At 37.0% G+C, this 16,498-nt stretch carries 13 protein-coding genes; 3 read left to right on the top strand and 10 right to left on the bottom strand.

All coding sequences use genetic code 11. From position 1 onward, the window contains the following. A partial coding sequence (locus QZN27_RS05100; protein WP_296784546.1) for a lectin like domain-containing protein occupies positions 1–1,782 on the top strand: 1,782 nt, incomplete at its 5' end. 195 nt (positions 1,783–1,977) lie between these two features. Here QZN27_RS05100 and QZN27_RS05095 read toward each other — a convergent pair. Further along, complete coding sequence (locus QZN27_RS05095) at positions 1,978–3,399, bottom strand: MFS transporter (protein ID WP_394346857.1); 1,422 nt, start codon at positions 3,397–3,399, stop codon at positions 1,978–1,980. Between the two features lie 400 nt (positions 3,400–3,799). Between QZN27_RS05095 and QZN27_RS05090 the strand changes: the two genes are divergently transcribed. Beyond that, positions 3,800–4,303, top strand: a complete 504-nt coding sequence (locus QZN27_RS05090) for a hypothetical protein (protein ID WP_296784541.1) — start codon at positions 3,800–3,802, stop codon at positions 4,301–4,303. A gap of 71 nt (positions 4,304–4,374) precedes the next feature. Here the strand turns inward: QZN27_RS05090 and QZN27_RS05085 are convergent, their stop codons facing one another. The 3 genes from QZN27_RS05085 to QZN27_RS05075 all read right to left on the bottom strand — a co-directional run bounded on the left by QZN27_RS05085 (position 4,375) and on the right by QZN27_RS05075 (position 11,293). Next, a complete protein-coding gene (locus QZN27_RS05085; protein WP_394346856.1) occupies positions 4,375–6,300 on the bottom strand; it encodes an endonuclease MutS2 in 1,926 nt (641 codons plus the stop codon). A 77-nt stretch (positions 6,301–6,377) separates the two neighbouring features. Next, positions 6,378–8,792: a U32 family peptidase gene (locus tag QZN27_RS05080; protein ID WP_296784534.1), complete on the bottom strand. Its 2,415-nt coding sequence runs from the start codon at positions 8,790–8,792 to the stop codon at positions 6,378–6,380. After that, the gene (locus tag QZN27_RS05075; RefSeq protein WP_296784531.1) at positions 8,792–11,293 is read right to left on the bottom strand and encodes a U32 family peptidase; all 2,502 of its coding nucleotides are present in this window, start codon (positions 11,291–11,293) and stop codon (positions 8,792–8,794) included. Before QZN27_RS05075 ends, QZN27_RS05080 begins: the two co-directional genes overlap by 1 nt. A gap of 79 nt (positions 11,294–11,372) precedes the next feature. Between QZN27_RS05075 and tmk the strand changes: the two genes are divergently transcribed. Continuing rightward, on the top strand, positions 11,373–11,951 hold the full coding sequence (tmk, locus tag QZN27_RS05070) for a dTMP kinase (RefSeq protein ID WP_296784528.1): 579 nt from the start codon (positions 11,373–11,375) through the stop codon (positions 11,949–11,951). A gap of 48 nt (positions 11,952–11,999) precedes the next feature. Here tmk and QZN27_RS05065 read toward each other — a convergent pair whose 3' ends face one another. The 6 genes from QZN27_RS05065 to QZN27_RS05040 form a co-directional block, all read right to left on the bottom strand. Beyond that, the gene (locus QZN27_RS05065; RefSeq protein ID WP_296784525.1) at positions 12,000–12,212 is read right to left on the bottom strand and encodes a hypothetical protein; all 213 of its coding nucleotides are present in this window, start codon (positions 12,210–12,212) and stop codon (positions 12,000–12,002) included. Next, complete coding sequence (locus QZN27_RS05060) at positions 12,213–13,175, bottom strand: tyrosine--tRNA ligase (protein ID WP_296784522.1); 963 nt, start codon at positions 13,173–13,175, stop codon at positions 12,213–12,215. It abuts the gene before it with no gap. Between the two features lie 9 nt (positions 13,176–13,184). Next, positions 13,185–14,228, bottom strand: coding sequence for a 60S ribosomal export protein NMD3 (locus QZN27_RS05055; RefSeq protein ID WP_296784520.1), 1,044 nt, complete (start codon positions 14,226–14,228; stop codon positions 13,185–13,187). Between the two features lie 31 nt (positions 14,229–14,259). Next, the gene (locus tag QZN27_RS05050; protein WP_067040760.1) at positions 14,260–14,667 is read right to left on the bottom strand and encodes a translation initiation factor IF-2 subunit beta; all 408 of its coding nucleotides are present in this window, start codon (positions 14,665–14,667) and stop codon (positions 14,260–14,262) included. Positions 14,668–14,813: 146 nt separating this feature from the next. After that, positions 14,814–16,067 (bottom strand): Ig-like domain repeat protein, encoded by a 1,254-nt coding sequence (locus QZN27_RS05045; protein WP_296784516.1) that lies wholly within the window; start codon positions 16,065–16,067, stop codon positions 14,814–14,816. A gap of 236 nt (positions 16,068–16,303) precedes the next feature. Beyond that, positions 16,304–16,498, bottom strand: a 195-nt coding sequence (locus QZN27_RS05040) for a hypothetical protein (RefSeq protein WP_296784513.1), incomplete at its 5' end; no start/stop codon positions are given.

Genomic DNA, 16,498 nt, shown 5'->3' with positions numbered 1-16,498 from the left:
ACTAAAAAATACAATATAGATGCAAGCAATGTTTTCAATAACGACACTGTTTCAACCAACAATACATTCTATGCAACAATAATGGTTGGAGAAGGCATGCAGTTGACTCCGGTTAACAATGATATTAATGTTAATGTTCTTCCGGTCAAATTTGATTTGCGCGACTGGGGATGGATGTCATCAGTTAAAGACCAAGGATGGATGGGAGCCTGCTGGACATTTGGAATGTCTTCAGCATTAGAATCAGTATTGTTAAAAGCTCCTTATGGGTCTATGGAAGTATTTGAAGGCGGAACCAATCTCGCTTCTGCAGGATATTTATTGAGCTGGCTTGGAGCTATTCCATGTGGTGCGGATACTTATGACGAGCTCGGTAAAATTACAATGCCAATCGTAACCGATCAAAACATTCATGTTCAGGATATAATATTCATACCTAATAATGAAATCCCTAACGGTACACAAATGAAACTGGCAATCCTGAAATACGGGTCTCTGGATGTGTCCTTTTTCGGACAAGCTTCATTCGATGATGAAGCTCAGTATTATAATCCGAAAACCTATGCACAATATGCCGATATGCCTGAAACTGCAAACCATGAAGTGTCCATTATCGGATGGGATGATAATTTCCCAAAAGAAAAATTCCTATACACCCCTCCGGGCAATGGAGCATGGATTGTCAAAAACAGTTATGGGCCTGACTGGGGAGACAATGGAATCGTCTATGTTTCATATTATGACAAATCACTCCTGAAATATGCACCCGGCAAGGTCATTGATTACGCCGCCATACCTATAATTGAAAATACGGTACCTTACAATAAAAACTATCAATATGACATTACATGGCTCTCTCATTTTGCGCGAAGCAATGGAACTATAAGTTATATGAATGTCTTTGGAGCATTGGATGACGATTTGATTGCCGGTGTTGGAACATACTTCAATGAGAGCGGCGTCAGTTATACAGTCAAAATTTTTGTAAACGATGAATTAAGACTGACTCAAGAAGGAGTGTCCCCATATGTTGGTTATCACACTATCAAATTAGGTAGTTACGTACCAGTCAAAAAAGGTGATGTCTTCAAGGCGGAAATAACATCAAATTGGGTGCCATACATTCTTTTAGAAGATACTAGGGTGCATTATACTCAAAATATTTCATTTGTCTCATTCGACGGAAAAACATGGAAAGATGCTTATGACTTGGGTTATATTGCTTGTCTAAAAGTCTACACCGTTGCTGATGACACCAAAATCATCAACAATAATGATATCCGTGTTGATTATAATGGAGGCAAATACTTCTCCGTTAAGGTTGTAACCGCTGACGGCCATGCCGTAGGTGCAGGCGCAAAAGTCACATTTACAATCAACAAGAAGACAATAACAGTAACAACCGACAAAAACGGAATAGCTCAAATAAAAATAACTGACATTCCTAAAAAATACACAATAACAACCAAATATGCAGGTAAAACTTATAAAAACACTGTTACTGTTAAACATGTGCTTAAAGCAAGCAAAGTCACTGTTAAAAAGACAGCCAAAAAATTTGTCTTGAAAGCAACCCTTAAAATCAACGGCAAGCTGGTTAAAGGCAAAGTCATTAAATTCAAATTTAAAGGCAAAACCTACAAAGCTAAAACCAACAAAAAAGGTATTGCGCAGAAGACTTTAACCAAAAAAGTCATTAAAAAGCTCAAAAAAGGTAAAACATACGCTGTTAAAGTAACTTACCTTAAAGACACCATTAAAACAAGTGTTAAAGTTAAGTAGATAATTCTATCTACTTATTTTTCTATTTTTTCATGCTATTTGCATGTGTCCTTCAGGGAATTGGACATGGATTGTTTTCATCGCCAAACATAGATGGATTTTGATAATGCAGAAAAGAATTGAAATTATCTGTCTTTGAAAAAGTCAATACAAAAACTTCTAAAAAAATAAAAAAAGAAAATGAGAGATGAACTCTCATTGTTTTTTAGGCTGTAGCCGCAACGTTGCAATAAATACAATTCCCAGCAGAATGGCCGTTATTATCATTACGAATCCCATAGCTTCCTGAATAATGACATCTACGGCATTCATGACAGTACTGTCTTGTGTAATATTTTCGGTACCGGCTGCCTGGAGGTAATTGGCTGCATCATCAAAGAATTGCGGGTCGTTTGCATGGTCTGGTGCATACATATCGATTGCAGTGGAAAGACCTCCCATAACTCCGAGAATTAGTATTACTCCAATAAGTGCTGTACCCATTGATTCACCTAATGTTTGTGTGGTTGTAAGAACACCAGATGCGTTATTTTCACTTTTCTTAGGAATATTGATTAATGAAATGTCTGTACTTAAAGACATTACAAAACCAAGTCCAGCACCCAATACAAACAGACCAGGTATCAGATCATACATTGTTGTATTTAATCTGAATTGATAGCTTAAAATCACACATCCAATGATTGCGATTAAAGATCCTACTGCAATGAGTGTCTTATGACTAAATTTAGTAGATAAACTTGGGGCAGCTATTGCGAAAATAAGCAGACCTATAGTCATAGGAAGTGTGGTCAAACCGGTATTCAATGCATTTAACTGCATTACACTTTGCAGGAAGAGTGAAACTGCAAACAATGCTCCTCCCATTGCAAGACAACCGATTAACCTAATTATTGCTCCTACACGTAAATTTCTGTCTTTGAATAAGTCCATATCAAGTAATGGCACTTTGCCATTTCTTTTCCTTCTGATTTCAAACCATGCGAATAGTGCTAAGATGGCTAAACCTATAACTATTATAGCAACGCTGGATGAATCTTTTGTAAGCATTAAAATACCCCAAACAAACAAGACAAGTCCTATAATTGAAATTATAGTACCAGTAATATCCAAATCTTTTTTAGATTCAGTAGGTTTGAAATCAGGTATTTTATGTTGCATTACTAAAATAAGTATTACAAATATTAATTCAACTGCGAATCCCCATCTCCAACTTAAAAATGTTGTCATGACCCCACCGAATAGCGGACCGACAGCAGCAGAAATGGAAACCATTACACTTTCAATTGCCAAAGCAAATGTACGTTTTTCACCGGAATATATTCCACTAATAAGGGAAACAGTAGCAGGTGTCATCAATGCTCCAGCAATACCTTCAATCAATGCCCATCCAATAAATAACACTGGTGTACTCCAACTTATTGCCGCAGTAAATGTACCGACACCATAAAGAATGGTACCGATTATGAACAGTTTCTTTTTACCGACTATGTCCTGAAGTTTGGTACTCAGAAGCATGAATGCAGCGGTGATTAAGGTATAAAATGACATAATCAACTGAATAGTACTTACATCAGTATGCAGATCAACTACAACCTTAGAAATACTTACATTCATGAATGTCGCATCCAATGTTATAATAAATGAGGCACAAGCAACTAACACTAATGGAATCCATGAGTGTTCCTTGACCGTTTCATTCATATCTATTAATCCTCCTATATATCCATTTTAAATATTAACATGACTAACTTGCCATGTGTTTATATGAATAGCATATCTAATGAATTCTATCCTATTAATAATTATCTTTGTTAATTAAATATATAAAATAATTATTAAAATAGATTTAGGTCGTGGAAAATCAATATTTGATGACTTTTAATAATCTAATCGAAAAATATTATTAGTTTTGATAAACTCACTAAATTTTTTAGTATACTTAAATAGAATGGAATATATACCTCATATTATGCATATTTTTTTTTTAAATATGTTGTTTTAGAGGTGAAAAATTATGAAAAAGGTATTAATGATTTTTGCAGTTTTACTTGCAGTCTGTTTAACAGTATGTGCAGTAAGTGCAGATGATAGTTGGAGTTTTAATTTTTCTTCAAGCGACAGCAGCAACTCCAATGGCGGATCAATGTCCTTTGAAAATGGAAAATTAAAATTACAGGACCTTGAATTTACCATTCCTGATGGTTTTGAAGAAAATCAAAGTGCACAAAAATTAGCTGAGGATGCTACTGATGTAAAGGACGCTAAATTTTCAGTGTGCCAATTCATTAAAGACGGCAAAGAAATATTTGTAAAAGTATTTTTCTTTGACAACGATGAATTTACCGCCGTAACACCTATAGATAATGAAGTTAACAAGACTATGGCTGGAATTGACGGTGTTTATGATGCAAATAAATACAATGATAGTACACCTACTTTCAGATTTGTTAAAGACGGTAAATTGGTTGAAATTAACGCGCCTGATGATGAAACTATCGAATCAATAATCAAACATTAAGTGAAGATAAATCATTGATTTATCTCTTTTTTCATTTTTTTCAATTGAAATAGTAAAAAGTAGTATATGGGTTAGAATTTTTCTAAAATTCTAGCATATACAGCTTTTAAATCATCATCTGATTTTTCATATATTCTTTTTAGAATTAATTCCGGTGTACTTTTTGCAAGGAAATTCATTTTTGGGGTTCTGTCAACAATCAGATTATAGTTTTCATCTAATCCTTTTGCTTCAATACCATCTACGCGAATGTTGGTGTAATTCATCAGTTCCCTTGCCATATGAGTGACAATCACACCGTAAGAATTGGATTCCTTAATCATATCAATGAATGTGGATATGATTTTGACGGCTGCATCGAGTTCTGTTATTCCTTCGAGTTCATCTAATAATACTAACTTTTCACTATTGGTGGTGACGATTGGTATGAACACATTTAAGAATGATTCGAATGCTCCTGCATCAAGAGATCTTTTCTTTGAGAAATGGTAGATTTCATCAAATAATTTTATCTCGGCACGGTCTGCACTTACCGGCAGTCCCATTTGGGCCATAATGGATATTTGTGTTAGGGTTTCCAATAATGTTGTTTTTCCACCGCTGTTTGCTCCTGTTAGAAGTGCAATGTTTTCATCGGGGGTTAACTGGTAGTCCACTTTTTGAACATAATCCTTATCCTTTTCAAGTGCCAGCTCTAGGTGCAATGCACCTTCCAGTTTTATTTCTTCACAAAATTCAGGTCTGCACAATCCGTATTCATATGCAAAACTGCCCAGGCTGAATTCATAGTCGAATTTGATTGTATCCTCAACTTCTTTGATGGCACGCTCCTTAATTGAGTTCAGCTCAATTGCGGCACTTTTCTTAATGTCGAAGATATCGTTTTCCTTTCTTGATGACTGTTCAAGAGTTACCCTTTGGATTTCAGTCTCGTCAATTTGTATCGGATATGTCCTGAGGTAGGGGTCAAAACTTAGTCCTGTTTTCTCCCGAATTATTTCCTTTCTTTTATTGATAATGTCGTCAAATATTTTGCTAATCTTTGGCGGGAAGTTATTGTTTAATAAGTTGAGTATTTCATCTCCTTCAAGATCCACATTCTTTATGGATTTTTCAAGCTCATCATCCATCTCATCTTTTAGAGAGAATACAAGTTCTTCAATATCCACTTCCCTTTTGTCGATAATATTCAACTCATCAATGATAGGTATGATTTCTCCTAAAACACTATCCTTATTTCTGATCTTTTGTATTTCATGAACTCTCAAGAACAGCTCCTTGTTTTGAATAAAGAAATTGATTATCTTTTCAGGAACGATTTCATAATCGTTTTCGTCAATATTGACCATTATCAGGTTTGGCATTCCTTCAAAATCAAGTATTCCCTGTGAGTAAACATAAAATACCAAATCATAGTTCATCAGCTCTTCCTTAAGCAGCGGAGAATCGCTGGCGGTAATGATGGGATAATATTGGTTCAGTCCCAAATCTGTCAGATAGGAATTGTCCTCTTCGGATTCGACAATAATGGCTTTGCTGGGGTCATACTCGGGTTTGGCCTCTTCAACTTCCTTAAGGTTTTTCATCAAACCTCTCAACTTGATGATTGGAAGCTGTGAAACATGCTCTTTTGCAGTCATTACAAAATCGAGGTTGGAAGCTATTTTATCCATGTCTTTTGTAGGAGAAAGCAGCAATATTCTGTTTTTGGAGTATGCGGTGTTTGAATAGGCTAAAATCTTGCTTATGATGTCGTCATAAAGCTCCATTGCCCTGTCGCTTTTTATGAAATCCTCCTGGGGATTGCCGAGTAACTGGTTCATTATCTCAATGGCTTTCCTTTGGCTGATTCCATCTATTGAAGATATCTTTTCAACATCAACATTATCAACTATTTTTTGGAGTTCATCTTCGCCCCCAACGCTGTTAAGTATCTTTTCAGAGATTTTATCTCCTATCCCTTTAATGTTTTGCAATGTTATTCTTTCTCCACACATTTTTACCAAACCCTTTGTATACATAATATATTTTTTAATATATATTCGACTTTGCCGAGAGCATTTGAAAAGTAATATTAATAGTTGGCAACGGTATTTTTAGGACTGTATTTTTCAAGTTCTTTTTTGTCAATATTTCCATTTAAAGCTTGTCTGTAAATGTTAACCACTTTATAGTAATTATCATCTTTATATCGTCCGTCAATTGAAAAATTAGTGTATCCGAGATTTTTAAGGTGATTAATTTCTTCGAGTAGTGAAAGTTCGCTGCCGTCAAAAATAATCAATTCCTCACCTGAAATGCTTTTGTGGATTGGGTATCTGTTGTTCTTGGCGTCAATCAGATAATTTTCATAATTCCTTTTGTTTTCATTTCCATATAAAATAGGATATCTGGTCTTCATAAGCTCAACGGAACCCTGAACCAGCATTTCAATTTTGTCCGGATTTTGACTGGAGGTTATGATGTCTTCATAATCCTGTTTGCGCAGTTCCGGTGAAACTGTCAGTATCTTATAGTTTTCAAGACTGCCGGCGCTGCAGCTATTGGCAATGTTCATTGAATAAGGACCGTATTCTGCATTGAAATTGGCGCTCATAATAGGAAGGGAGCAGTTCATTTTGTTCAATATTCCCCTCACTTTATTCAGTGCCCTGATTAGTTTGTCATGGGTGATGTCTGGCCATTTCCAAATCAGCTCATAATCCCTGCCGTATGAAATTTCCATTGCCTCCCTGATGAAGCTGATCATGTAGTTGAGGTTGTAATTGTCATCTTCAAGTGTTAAAGAATCGTCCTGTGGAGGAATCTCCAAATAAACCCTTTTGACTCCGTCAATGTTTTTCAGATGATTCAGATTGTTTGTATAAAATGAGAAATTCACTTCCCCTTTTGAGGCGGACCCTGTTTTGTCCAGTGTGATTCTTTTATTTTTGTGCCTGTATGAGTTTATGGCCTCATTTTCCAGTTTTTCCAGGAGGTTTCTTCTCAGCTCATTTATCTTGCTTATAGGGATGAACAGTGTTCCGTCATAATTGATGTTGACCTGTGTTATCTCAAATGGGTATTTGTCAAGTTTCAGGAGCTGCTTTTTGATGGTGTCTGCACTGACGCTTTTTTTGAGGGGCTTTTCGAAAGGAGTGTTTCCAGTCACTTCAGCAGTTATCTCCTTGCGGTTTGCAAGTGTCAGTCTGCCCTTCAGAAGCGGAAATTTGTTCTTAATGGAAAATGTCAGTATAAGTTTGGATTTGACATAGCTTGAGCCTCTGTTTTCAATCTCTTTAACCTTTTTGGATAATCCGTTTCTTTTTGTCAGATACGCTTCGGATTCATTCAGGTTAAAGTCTGCATCCCTATTCTGCCATACCTTTTTGACAACCAAAACCTTGTCTTTTCTAGTCAGATCTTTTACCTGCTTATTTTTACCCTTTTTAAAATGATTCAGTGTTGTTATCAACGGGTCTTGGGATATTTCAAAGCCGTAGTCATTGTCATTTTTGACAATCAGTAGACCATCGCCCCTTTCGGGAATTGTTGTTATGGAATCGTTCAGCCGTATCGCAAGCTGGTTTTTACCGCTTTTGATTACTCTGCCAATTTTTAAACCGATATGGCCTGCTCTTATGCTTCTTTTTGAGTTATTTGAGAACTGTCCTTCGCTTAATCCTCTATTGAACACTAAACTTATTTCTTCAGAGGAGGCTGTCTTTCCGCTTTTCAGTTTGTTGAGGGCCTTTCTGTAACTGCTCACGACAATTGCAAGGTATTCCTTGGACCTCATCCTTCCCTCAATTTTAATCGAGCGGATATCCATCTCTGCAATTTCCCTCAAATGATTGTACAGCGACAAATCACAGGGGGACAGATAGTAATCAGGTCTTTTGATTCCCTGAATACTGTATTTTTGACGGCAAGGCTGGGCGCATGTTCCCCTATTTCCGCTTCGTCCTCCCTTGAAACTGCTCATCAGGCACTGTCCGGAATAGGAATAGCACAATGCTCCATGAACGAATATTTCAAGTTCCATATTTGTCTTGAGATTTTTGATTTCCTCTTTTCTCATCTCACGCGGAAGCACAACCCTTTTCACTCCTTTGCCTTCAAGATAATTTAGCTTCAGCTGATTTTCGCAGGTCAGCTGTGTTGATGCATGGATTTTAAGATTAGGTAAATGTTTGTTTATTAATTCGATTAGGCCCAAATCCTGCACCAGAACCGCATCGGCGCCCATCGAATATAACCTTGACAGGTAATTCATGACGTTTTCAAGTTCGCTTTCCTTGATTATGGTGTTTACGGTGACATAAACCTTGACGTTATGCATATGTGCGGTGTTTATCGCATCTTCAATCTCATCCAATGTGAAGTTGTCTGCGAACTTTCGGGCTCCGTAATTCTTTCCGGAAAGATAGACTGCACTGGCTCCTGCATTGATGGCCACCTTCAGGTGTTCTTTGGATCCGACCGGTGCGAGTAATTCAGGTATTCTCATTATTTGTCCTCGTGCAATCTTCCTTCAATATAATTTCCCTTGTTGATGTAGGATTGTGAGAAATCCATAATCTGGTATTTATATTCGGTTAACTCTTCCTGTGTCTTGTTCTTAAGGCTTTCAGCATAAATTGATAAAATTTGTGAGGTATATTTCTCATTAGAATATCTGCAATCCAGAATCAGTGAATCAAGACCCAATTCCTTGATTTCATTCATTTCCTCAATCAGACATAAGCAGTCCTTGTTGATGATGTGACTTTGCCTGTTGTAGTCGAAAAATATCTTATATTTGAATTTTTTTCTTTTTTTGTCTTCCAGGGTCGCATAATCCGCATCGTTTGATATTATGAAGTCTTTACCGTCATTCAGATTGGTGAAATCATCTTTGCTCACAATGACTTCGAGGTTTCCGTTGACAATCATCTCCAGGTCAATGTTCCTGTCATGGTTTCTCAATACCAGCTCTTTGATTTCTTTACCTGAAAGCTCTGATGACAGAATCAGTGATTTGAATCCTGAAGCGTTCAGATTATGTACGCAAAAGCTATTCCAAACGTTCAGGTTATGGTTTCCATGGATTGAGCAGTCAAATATCTCATTCATGGCAGGGAAATCTCCCATAACTGAAATGATGATTCCCTCTTCCTGAAGCTCCTTGACTATTTTTTGGCATCTGACGGCATCCTCTTCAGATATGAATGATGACAAAACCCAAACGAACTCAGTCGGTGCGGCCATTAGGCTTCCCTGCTTTAAAGTTTCCTTTATGTTTTCAAAATAGTCGTCAGGGTTGTTGTAGTGGCAGTTTCCGTCAAAGTAAATTCTTTTCAGGTCAAATCCTGAAGCCGCCTTGATTTGTGCAATGTCATCAATGAATATTGAAAGTTTAGGAGCTTTCCTTTTTGTTTTGCCAGGATATCTTTCATATTCCTCAAAAAATCTGGTCAGGTCCTTTCGCACCGCTTTCACTGATTTTTTGGTTGGGGTGTAATGGTTCATTAGAAATTCGGTTGCGGTATCCAGTATTTCCCGTCTGATCTGGTTGATTTCACGGATTGGTATGAAGATGTCGCCGGGCATGTTGTTGAATCTGATTTCCTCAATATAAAACGGTGTGCCTCCTGTTTTCTTAAGCTGCTTTTCAATGATTTCCTCTGTAACGGGCTTGTTTTTGGCCTTTTCAAACTTGTCCAATGTTTTGTGTCTGAAATTGATGAGCTCGCCGTCAACGTAATATTCGACTTTGGTAAACAGGTTCAGGTTATCGTCCCATGTCATGGACAGCTTAACTGGCACATTATTCTTTATTGTCTCATTTTCAAACTGTTTCAAATAATCGTGAGTGGATTTTGAATAGCTGATGAACACTTCGGTTCCGACCTTGACAAGGCGTGTGGTGTCTATGACAATTTCATTTTCATCCTGCTTGATGATGTTTTCAAGATAGATTCCCTTGATTTTGCCGTTGTATTTGAAGGCGATTCCGTCTCCAGGTTCCAGAATTACAGGTATTTCCTTGTTTTTAATCTCGATTGTAACCTTGGTGCCATCAATGTTTGTGATGTCTCCAATGTAGAGTCCTTCATGGCCGGAATGACCTCTTCCCATAACGTCCCCAGGCTTGTCTCCCATCATGTATCCGTTTGTGAATTGCCTGTTGAAAACAAGGTGCAGGTCCTTTTTGTAGTCTCCGGGATTTCCATCGATAAGATTCCTGTAGCTGTTTACGATGGTTCCTATATAGTCTCCGGATTTCATTCTGCCTTCCAGCTTAAGGGATTTGACTCCGGCATCCTCAATGGCTTTCAGATTGTTGTATGTTGCAAGGTCGTGTGTTGAGAGGAGATATCCGTTTCCTATATTGTATCCTCTGTATTTCAGGCGGTATTCCCGTCTGCATGGCTGGGCACAGGCTCCACGGTTTCCGCTTCTGCCGCTGTTGTATGATGACATGTAGCATTTTCCGCTGACACAATAGCACAGTGCTCCATGACCGAACACTTCAATGTCCATGTCTATGTTGTCCTTTTTGAGCTGTTCTGTTGTTTGCCTGATTTGTCCGATTGTGACTTCCCTTGGAAGCACCACCCTTTTTATGTTGTTTTTGGCAGCCCATTTGATAGATGAGTAATTGTTCAGGCCCATCTGTGTTGATGCATGAACCTCCAAATCCGGAATGAATGTCTTCAAAAGCCAGATCAGTCCGAAATCCTGCACGATGACTGCATCCACTCCAATCTGATATAGCTTAAAGAGATATTTCAAAACATCGACTATTTCAAAATTGTTGACCAGTGTGTTGACTGTCACATGGATTTTGCTGCCGTTCAAGTGAGCATAATTCACAGCCTTTTCAATTTCTTCGAAGCTAAAGTTTTTAGCGTATGCCCTTGCACCATATTTTTGGCCTGCAATGTAAACCGCATCGGCTCCTGCATTGACTGCAATTGTCAACACTTCAGGTGAGCCTGCGGGAGCTAATAATTCTTCCAAAACCATTTTATAATTACACCTTGATTTTTTATACATTCATATCTTTGTAATTAATTATATATTAAATTAAAACATATTCTATCATATGTATATTGTTTTTGAAGGAATTGATGGGGCAGGTAAATCAACCCAAATCCAAATGCTGAAGGACTGGCTTGAAGCCAACGGGTTCAGGGTTGAAACGGTAGTGGAACCGACAGAGTCTGAAGTCGGGGATTTGATTCACAAGATTCTGCAGCGTCCCGATGCACAGACAGACAATGTCCAAAACCTTTTGGCGCTATTGTTTGCAGCTGACAGGATGATGATAATGGACAAGCTGGAGGATGAATCAAAGATTATCATTTCCGACAGGTCATTCATTTCATCACTGGCCTATCAGGACAATGCCGAATGGGTCGAGGTTCTAAATAAATATGCCAAAAGACCTGACCTTTTGATTTTGCTTGACTTGGACGTCAAGACCTCTGTTGCAAGAACCTCCGGTGAGGATACCTTTGAAAACGAAGCGTTTCTAACCAAGGTCAGGGAAAACTATCTGAATTTTTCCAAGGACTATACCTGTGAGATAATTGATGCCACAAATGGCGTAAACAAGGTGTCTTCAGACATAAAAAAGGCTGTTGCGCCGTATCTTGGAATCTGTCCGGACTGCATTCCGTAGATGAAACCGGACTGTTTAAATTTAAAATAAAAAATAAGTTTGGGAAAATTATTTTTTCCCTTCTAATTCAGCTAATCTTTCACGAATTGCATTTTCCAAAAATTCTCTTGCTTTTACAAGCTCATCGTATTCGCCAATTAATTTTGGGCCGAATTCGGTTTGTTCCAATTTGATGTCGAATTTTTCAAAAGCATGTGCAAGCATCTGTTCGCCAACACCATTTGGCAAACCCATTTCGAATTCTTCTTTTTCTTCAACCATTTAATTTTCCTCCATAAACTCTCTGACAGGAGCAAAGAATTCAATTAAGAAATCTTTAATTCCATTTTTCAAATCCATTGGATGTAAGTTGCCTTCACTAAAGTCTTTGATTAACTCATCGTGTGTAAGTTCGATATCTCCACCGAACTTTTCAGGCCTTTTGATAAGTAAAGTATCCTGATTTGGGAAAACAAAGGTTTCTGCAATCTCAATCATAGGGTTTCCTTCAACTTCCCCTTGAGGACAGAAACTTTTCTTGATTTTTTTGCTGATTACTTCAACTGAATCGTCCACTGCAATGTAGTTTCCTTTGCTTGAAGACATTTTTGCATCGCCGTCAAGGCCGTGCAATAATGGGGTGTGAATACAGACAGGAACGTTTTCACCTATTTTTTCTAAGTTTTCACGTGCCAGCATCTGGATTTTTCTCTGTTCCATTCCACCAAGGGCAACATCGACTTCCAATGCAGCCATATCCACTGTCTGCATAATCGGATATATTACGCTTGCCACTTTAGGGTTATCGTCTGCACGGCTTACCTGATCCATACTTCTTCTGGCCCTTTTCAGGGTGGTCATGGTGGCCAGCTGATAAACTTTATCGGTATAATCCGGTTCTAATTGGAATGATGATCCCAATACGAATTCGGTGGTTTCGTCAAGGCCTAAAGCCTGGAAACACTTTTTGTTGTATTCTGCAGTTTCGGCAATTTCTTCAATTGTTCCTTTTCCGTTGAGGAATGCATGATAATCAGCTAAAAGGATTTTGATTTTGAAACCTAACTTTTGCAGTTGCTTTAATTTCTGCACGGTTACGGCATGTCCCAAATGGATTTTGCCTGAAGGTTCATAACCGGTATAAGCTATAGGTTGTTCTTTTTCAAGCACTTCTTTCAATTCCTCTGTGTCTATAACTTCCAGAGTTCCTTCTTCAATCAATTGAATCTTTTCTTCAATATTCATTTTATCACATTAAATCAATAAATAAACGTTATTGTCAATTCTAATAAGTTTCACTTCTTGTCCAACATTCAACTCATCGTATTCCCCTTTCATGTTCAAATCCAATGCGGAATAGTCAATCGGATCTAGAATCTGCAGGAACTGCGGGGATTTTGAAATGACTGTTGTAGTTTCAATGTCATCTGATTTTTTAATGAGTTTGATGTTTTCCATGTTCTTCATTGGAATGTTATGCTTTTTGTTTGTTGAGATGTCAACTCCAACAACACTGCTTTTGCCGATGCTTGTAACCTGCATGATCTTATCCTCAAAACCGATAAAATCATCAATTTCAAATTCGGGAATTCTGACTGAAATCCAAACCCTGTAAAGTCCCTTTCCGGTGGACTTGTCTTCACTTATGAGCCTTGGGGATTCCTTTATGATTCCTCCAAACTCTTCAGTTAAGGCTTCCGCAACCTTGTGGCCTGACTTGAATGAGCCTATATAGTAGTCATAACCTTCCTTCAGCTTTGCAATTTGAGGGCAATATGCCAGCTTGTCACTTTTTGACTGTTTCATCAGTGTCCTTTCTACAATCTCATCGGCTTTGGCATATTCTTCGGCTTTTATTTCTCTTGAATCTGCCCTGAACTGAACTACGGTTTCATAATATCCTGACTGTATTTTGCTGCATGTTGGACAAACGGTTTTAAGTATCTTGACTTCGCAGTCATGGGTTTCATCTATCTGTGTTCCATGGACTTCTCCGACAACTTCAACATAACAGTCAGCTATTGTTCCCTTGATCTGGTCTATTTCAAGGTTGATTATTTCGTTTTCCACTTCATCGGCGATTTCAATGTTTCTCTCAAGTGCACGGTAAATGATTTCCTCTTCCGGAATGAATTCATCACTCCATTTGCCTTCCTCGAGTTTGCTGTTGCAGTGACTGCATATCTGAACTTCAATTCTTTTTGGAATGTCAATCATCTGAAATTCTTTTAAAAAACAGTCTATACAGACATCTCCAACCATTTCCTTATCTGTACTTCCGCACTCTGGACAAAACATTGTATCTAAAAAAATAAGTAAAAAAGTAGAATTATAATGATTTTAAAGGTGCTGTTGCACCGCATGCAGCACATTTAAGCAGGAATATTCTACCTTCTCTGATAATTCTTGTATCCGGTCTGTTGCATTCGTGGCAAATTACATATTTGTCCACGTAATCTTCAATTCTTTCATTGATCAAGTAATGGGTAAATTTACCTTGCAGGATTGCTCTTTGACCTTCAATATTTCCTGCAGTACCTAATTCCCTCATTAAGAATTTCAATAAATGTTGAGGATCTCTGTTCAAACCTTCTGCAACATCTTTAAAGTTTTTAATGAATGTTCTATTACCTTGGATATCTGAATAAGCTTTAGGAATTTTGAATCTTTTGTGTTCAAATACTTCAGGAGGTAATTGGTCTATTGCTCTTTCTAATAAATCTTCATATTTGTCCATAATTATCTCTCCTTATAAAATTAGTATAAGTATAATATATTAAATATGGTTTTAATCATTTATTAATGTATTGATAATTTGGCGACAGGTGAAAAATTTAAATTAAATTTTTTAAAAAAAAATAAGGATAAGAGAATATTATTCTCTTAAACTACAACAATCTTGGTTGCTGTTCCATTTACAGTATGGGTATGTGAATCTGTATGTCCGCATACTCCACATTTGTAGGTAGAAATCATTTTATACTTTGCGGAACTTTCTTTGTACTTTAAGGATGTTGGAATGTATTTTGCTTTGAATTTTGTAGTGAACTGTTTGTAGTAATAGTCAGTTCCTTTGATTTTTTCCTTGAAGTTTCCACCAAGTGTTCCGATAAGTTTTACTACGCCGTTGGTTACATTACAGACGAGTGATTTTCCGTTCCAGGTTATTTTAACTTGTCCGGAAGTCACTTTCTTACCGGATGTTGTTGTAACTTGGATTTGGTATTTCACTTTATCTCCGGATTGGCCTCTAATGTTGTTTACAGTAATTTTGGTATCGTACCTATTTTTAACAACGGCTTTTCCGGCGGCAGCTTTGCATTTTTTAATGTTTTTATTGCCCAAGAATTGTGCAGTGTATTTGTATGTTTTGACTTTGGACAATTTGATCTTTTTAGTTGCAACTCCGTTTTTAACTTTGACTGTGTAGGTTTTTCCGTTGATTTTGAATTTAACTTTTCCTTCATTAACCTTTTTGCCGTCTTTGGTTTTGCTCAGTACCGCTTTTAAAGTAAGTTTATATCCCTTATATGCGGTAGCTTTTTTTGCAGTTACCTTTGTAGTGGTTTTCACAATTGACAGGACTTTGCTGATTGCGGTTGCAGTCACATTGTCTTTAGTGTCATCGTGAGTGATTTTAACGACATATTTTCCTACAGGTAGAGCAGTTGTAATTTGTGCAACCCCATTTGAATCGGTCTTATAACTTGCTTCTTTGGCGATTTTGCCGTTTTGTACATATTGGACCTTAAGGGTAGTTGCTATTCCTTTTCCGGTGGTCTTATCGGTTATTGTCACTTTCATTGTTTTTCCGGAATGGTAAGTGGTTTTAACATCACTTGATGTGATTGTTCCTTCTGTTGTGGCGTTTCCACTTTCGGAATCGCTTGAATTTCCTAAGTTATTATCATTAGTTTGAGCTAATGTTAAGTCTTGTGACGGTTCATTTTCTTTAATTATATCATTATTGGCTGATTCTAAGCTTAAAACACTTTCATCAGCGTTTAATTCTGTAGTATCTATTTCAGATATTGTTTGATTGCTAATGGATTCGTCAGATGCTGAAACAGCACCCATCAAAAGTAGCATTGCAATGAAAACTACAAATATTCCAGATATTTTTAATTTAGTTTTCATTTTTCACTCCTCCTTTTTTAATAATTTAAACAATATTTTAAAATAATATTTAATCTTATTATCTTTAATGTTATATAAACGTTTGTTATTTGGCATTTTAGGGCAATTTCGAAAACTGGTAAAATCAAATCACACAAATTTTTTAATTTGGCCCTGAAAAAATAGTCGGCATCAAAAAATGTGCTTTCGGCGTTATATAAAAAAATAGAAAAGAAAGGATTTAAATTATTAAATCCTTATTTTTTAACTTTAACGGTTTTTTTGACTGTTTTGGTTGAGTATTTTGCGCGGTAGGTAACTTTTTTACCAACTTTAAGCTTTTTCAATACTTTTTTCTTAATGGTTACTTTGGCAACACCTTTCTTGTTGGTTTTTCCGATGTATTTTTTGCCTTTGAACTTGAAGATAATCTTTTTACCTTTAACAGCCTT

The sequence above is a fragment of the uncultured Methanobrevibacter sp. genome, assembly GCF_900316895.1.
Taxonomy (GTDB): domain Archaea; phylum Methanobacteriota; class Methanobacteria; order Methanobacteriales; family Methanobacteriaceae; genus Methanocatella.
Note: the sequence above shows the minus strand (reverse complement) of the source record. Positions and strands in the feature narration are given on the sequence as shown.

Coding starts and splice junctions, on each gene's coding strand:
- QZN27_RS05095 (WP_394346857.1), bottom strand. CDS start 3,399: ATGAATGTAAGTATTTCTAAGGTTGTAGTTGATCTGCATACTGATGTA.
- QZN27_RS05090 (WP_296784541.1), top strand. CDS start 3,800: ATGAAAAAGGTATTAATGATTTTTGCAGTTTTACTTGCAGTCTGTTTA.
- QZN27_RS05085 (WP_394346856.1), bottom strand. CDS start 6,300: ATGTGTGGAGAAAGAATAACATTGCAAAACATTAAAGGGATAGGAGAT.
- QZN27_RS05080 (WP_296784534.1), bottom strand. CDS start 8,792: ATGAGAATACCTGAATTACTCGCACCGGTCGGATCCAAAGAACACCTG.
- QZN27_RS05075 (WP_296784531.1), bottom strand. CDS start 11,293: ATGGTTTTGGAAGAATTATTAGCTCCCGCAGGCTCACCTGAAGTGTTG.
- tmk (WP_296784528.1), top strand. CDS start 11,373: ATGTATATTGTTTTTGAAGGAATTGATGGGGCAGGTAAATCAACCCAA.
- QZN27_RS05065 (WP_296784525.1), bottom strand. CDS start 12,212: ATGGTTGAAGAAAAAGAAGAATTCGAAATGGGTTTGCCAAATGGTGTT.
- QZN27_RS05060 (WP_296784522.1), bottom strand. CDS start 13,175: ATGAATATTGAAGAAAAGATTCAATTGATTGAAGAAGGAACTCTGGAA.
- QZN27_RS05055 (WP_296784520.1), bottom strand. CDS start 14,228: ATGTTTTGTCCAGAGTGCGGAAGTACAGATAAGGAAATGGTTGGAGAT.
- QZN27_RS05050 (WP_067040760.1), bottom strand. CDS start 14,667: ATGGACAAATATGAAGATTTATTAGAAAGAGCAATAGACCAATTACCT.
- QZN27_RS05045 (WP_296784516.1), bottom strand. CDS start 16,067: ATGAAAACTAAATTAAAAATATCTGGAATATTTGTAGTTTTCATTGCA.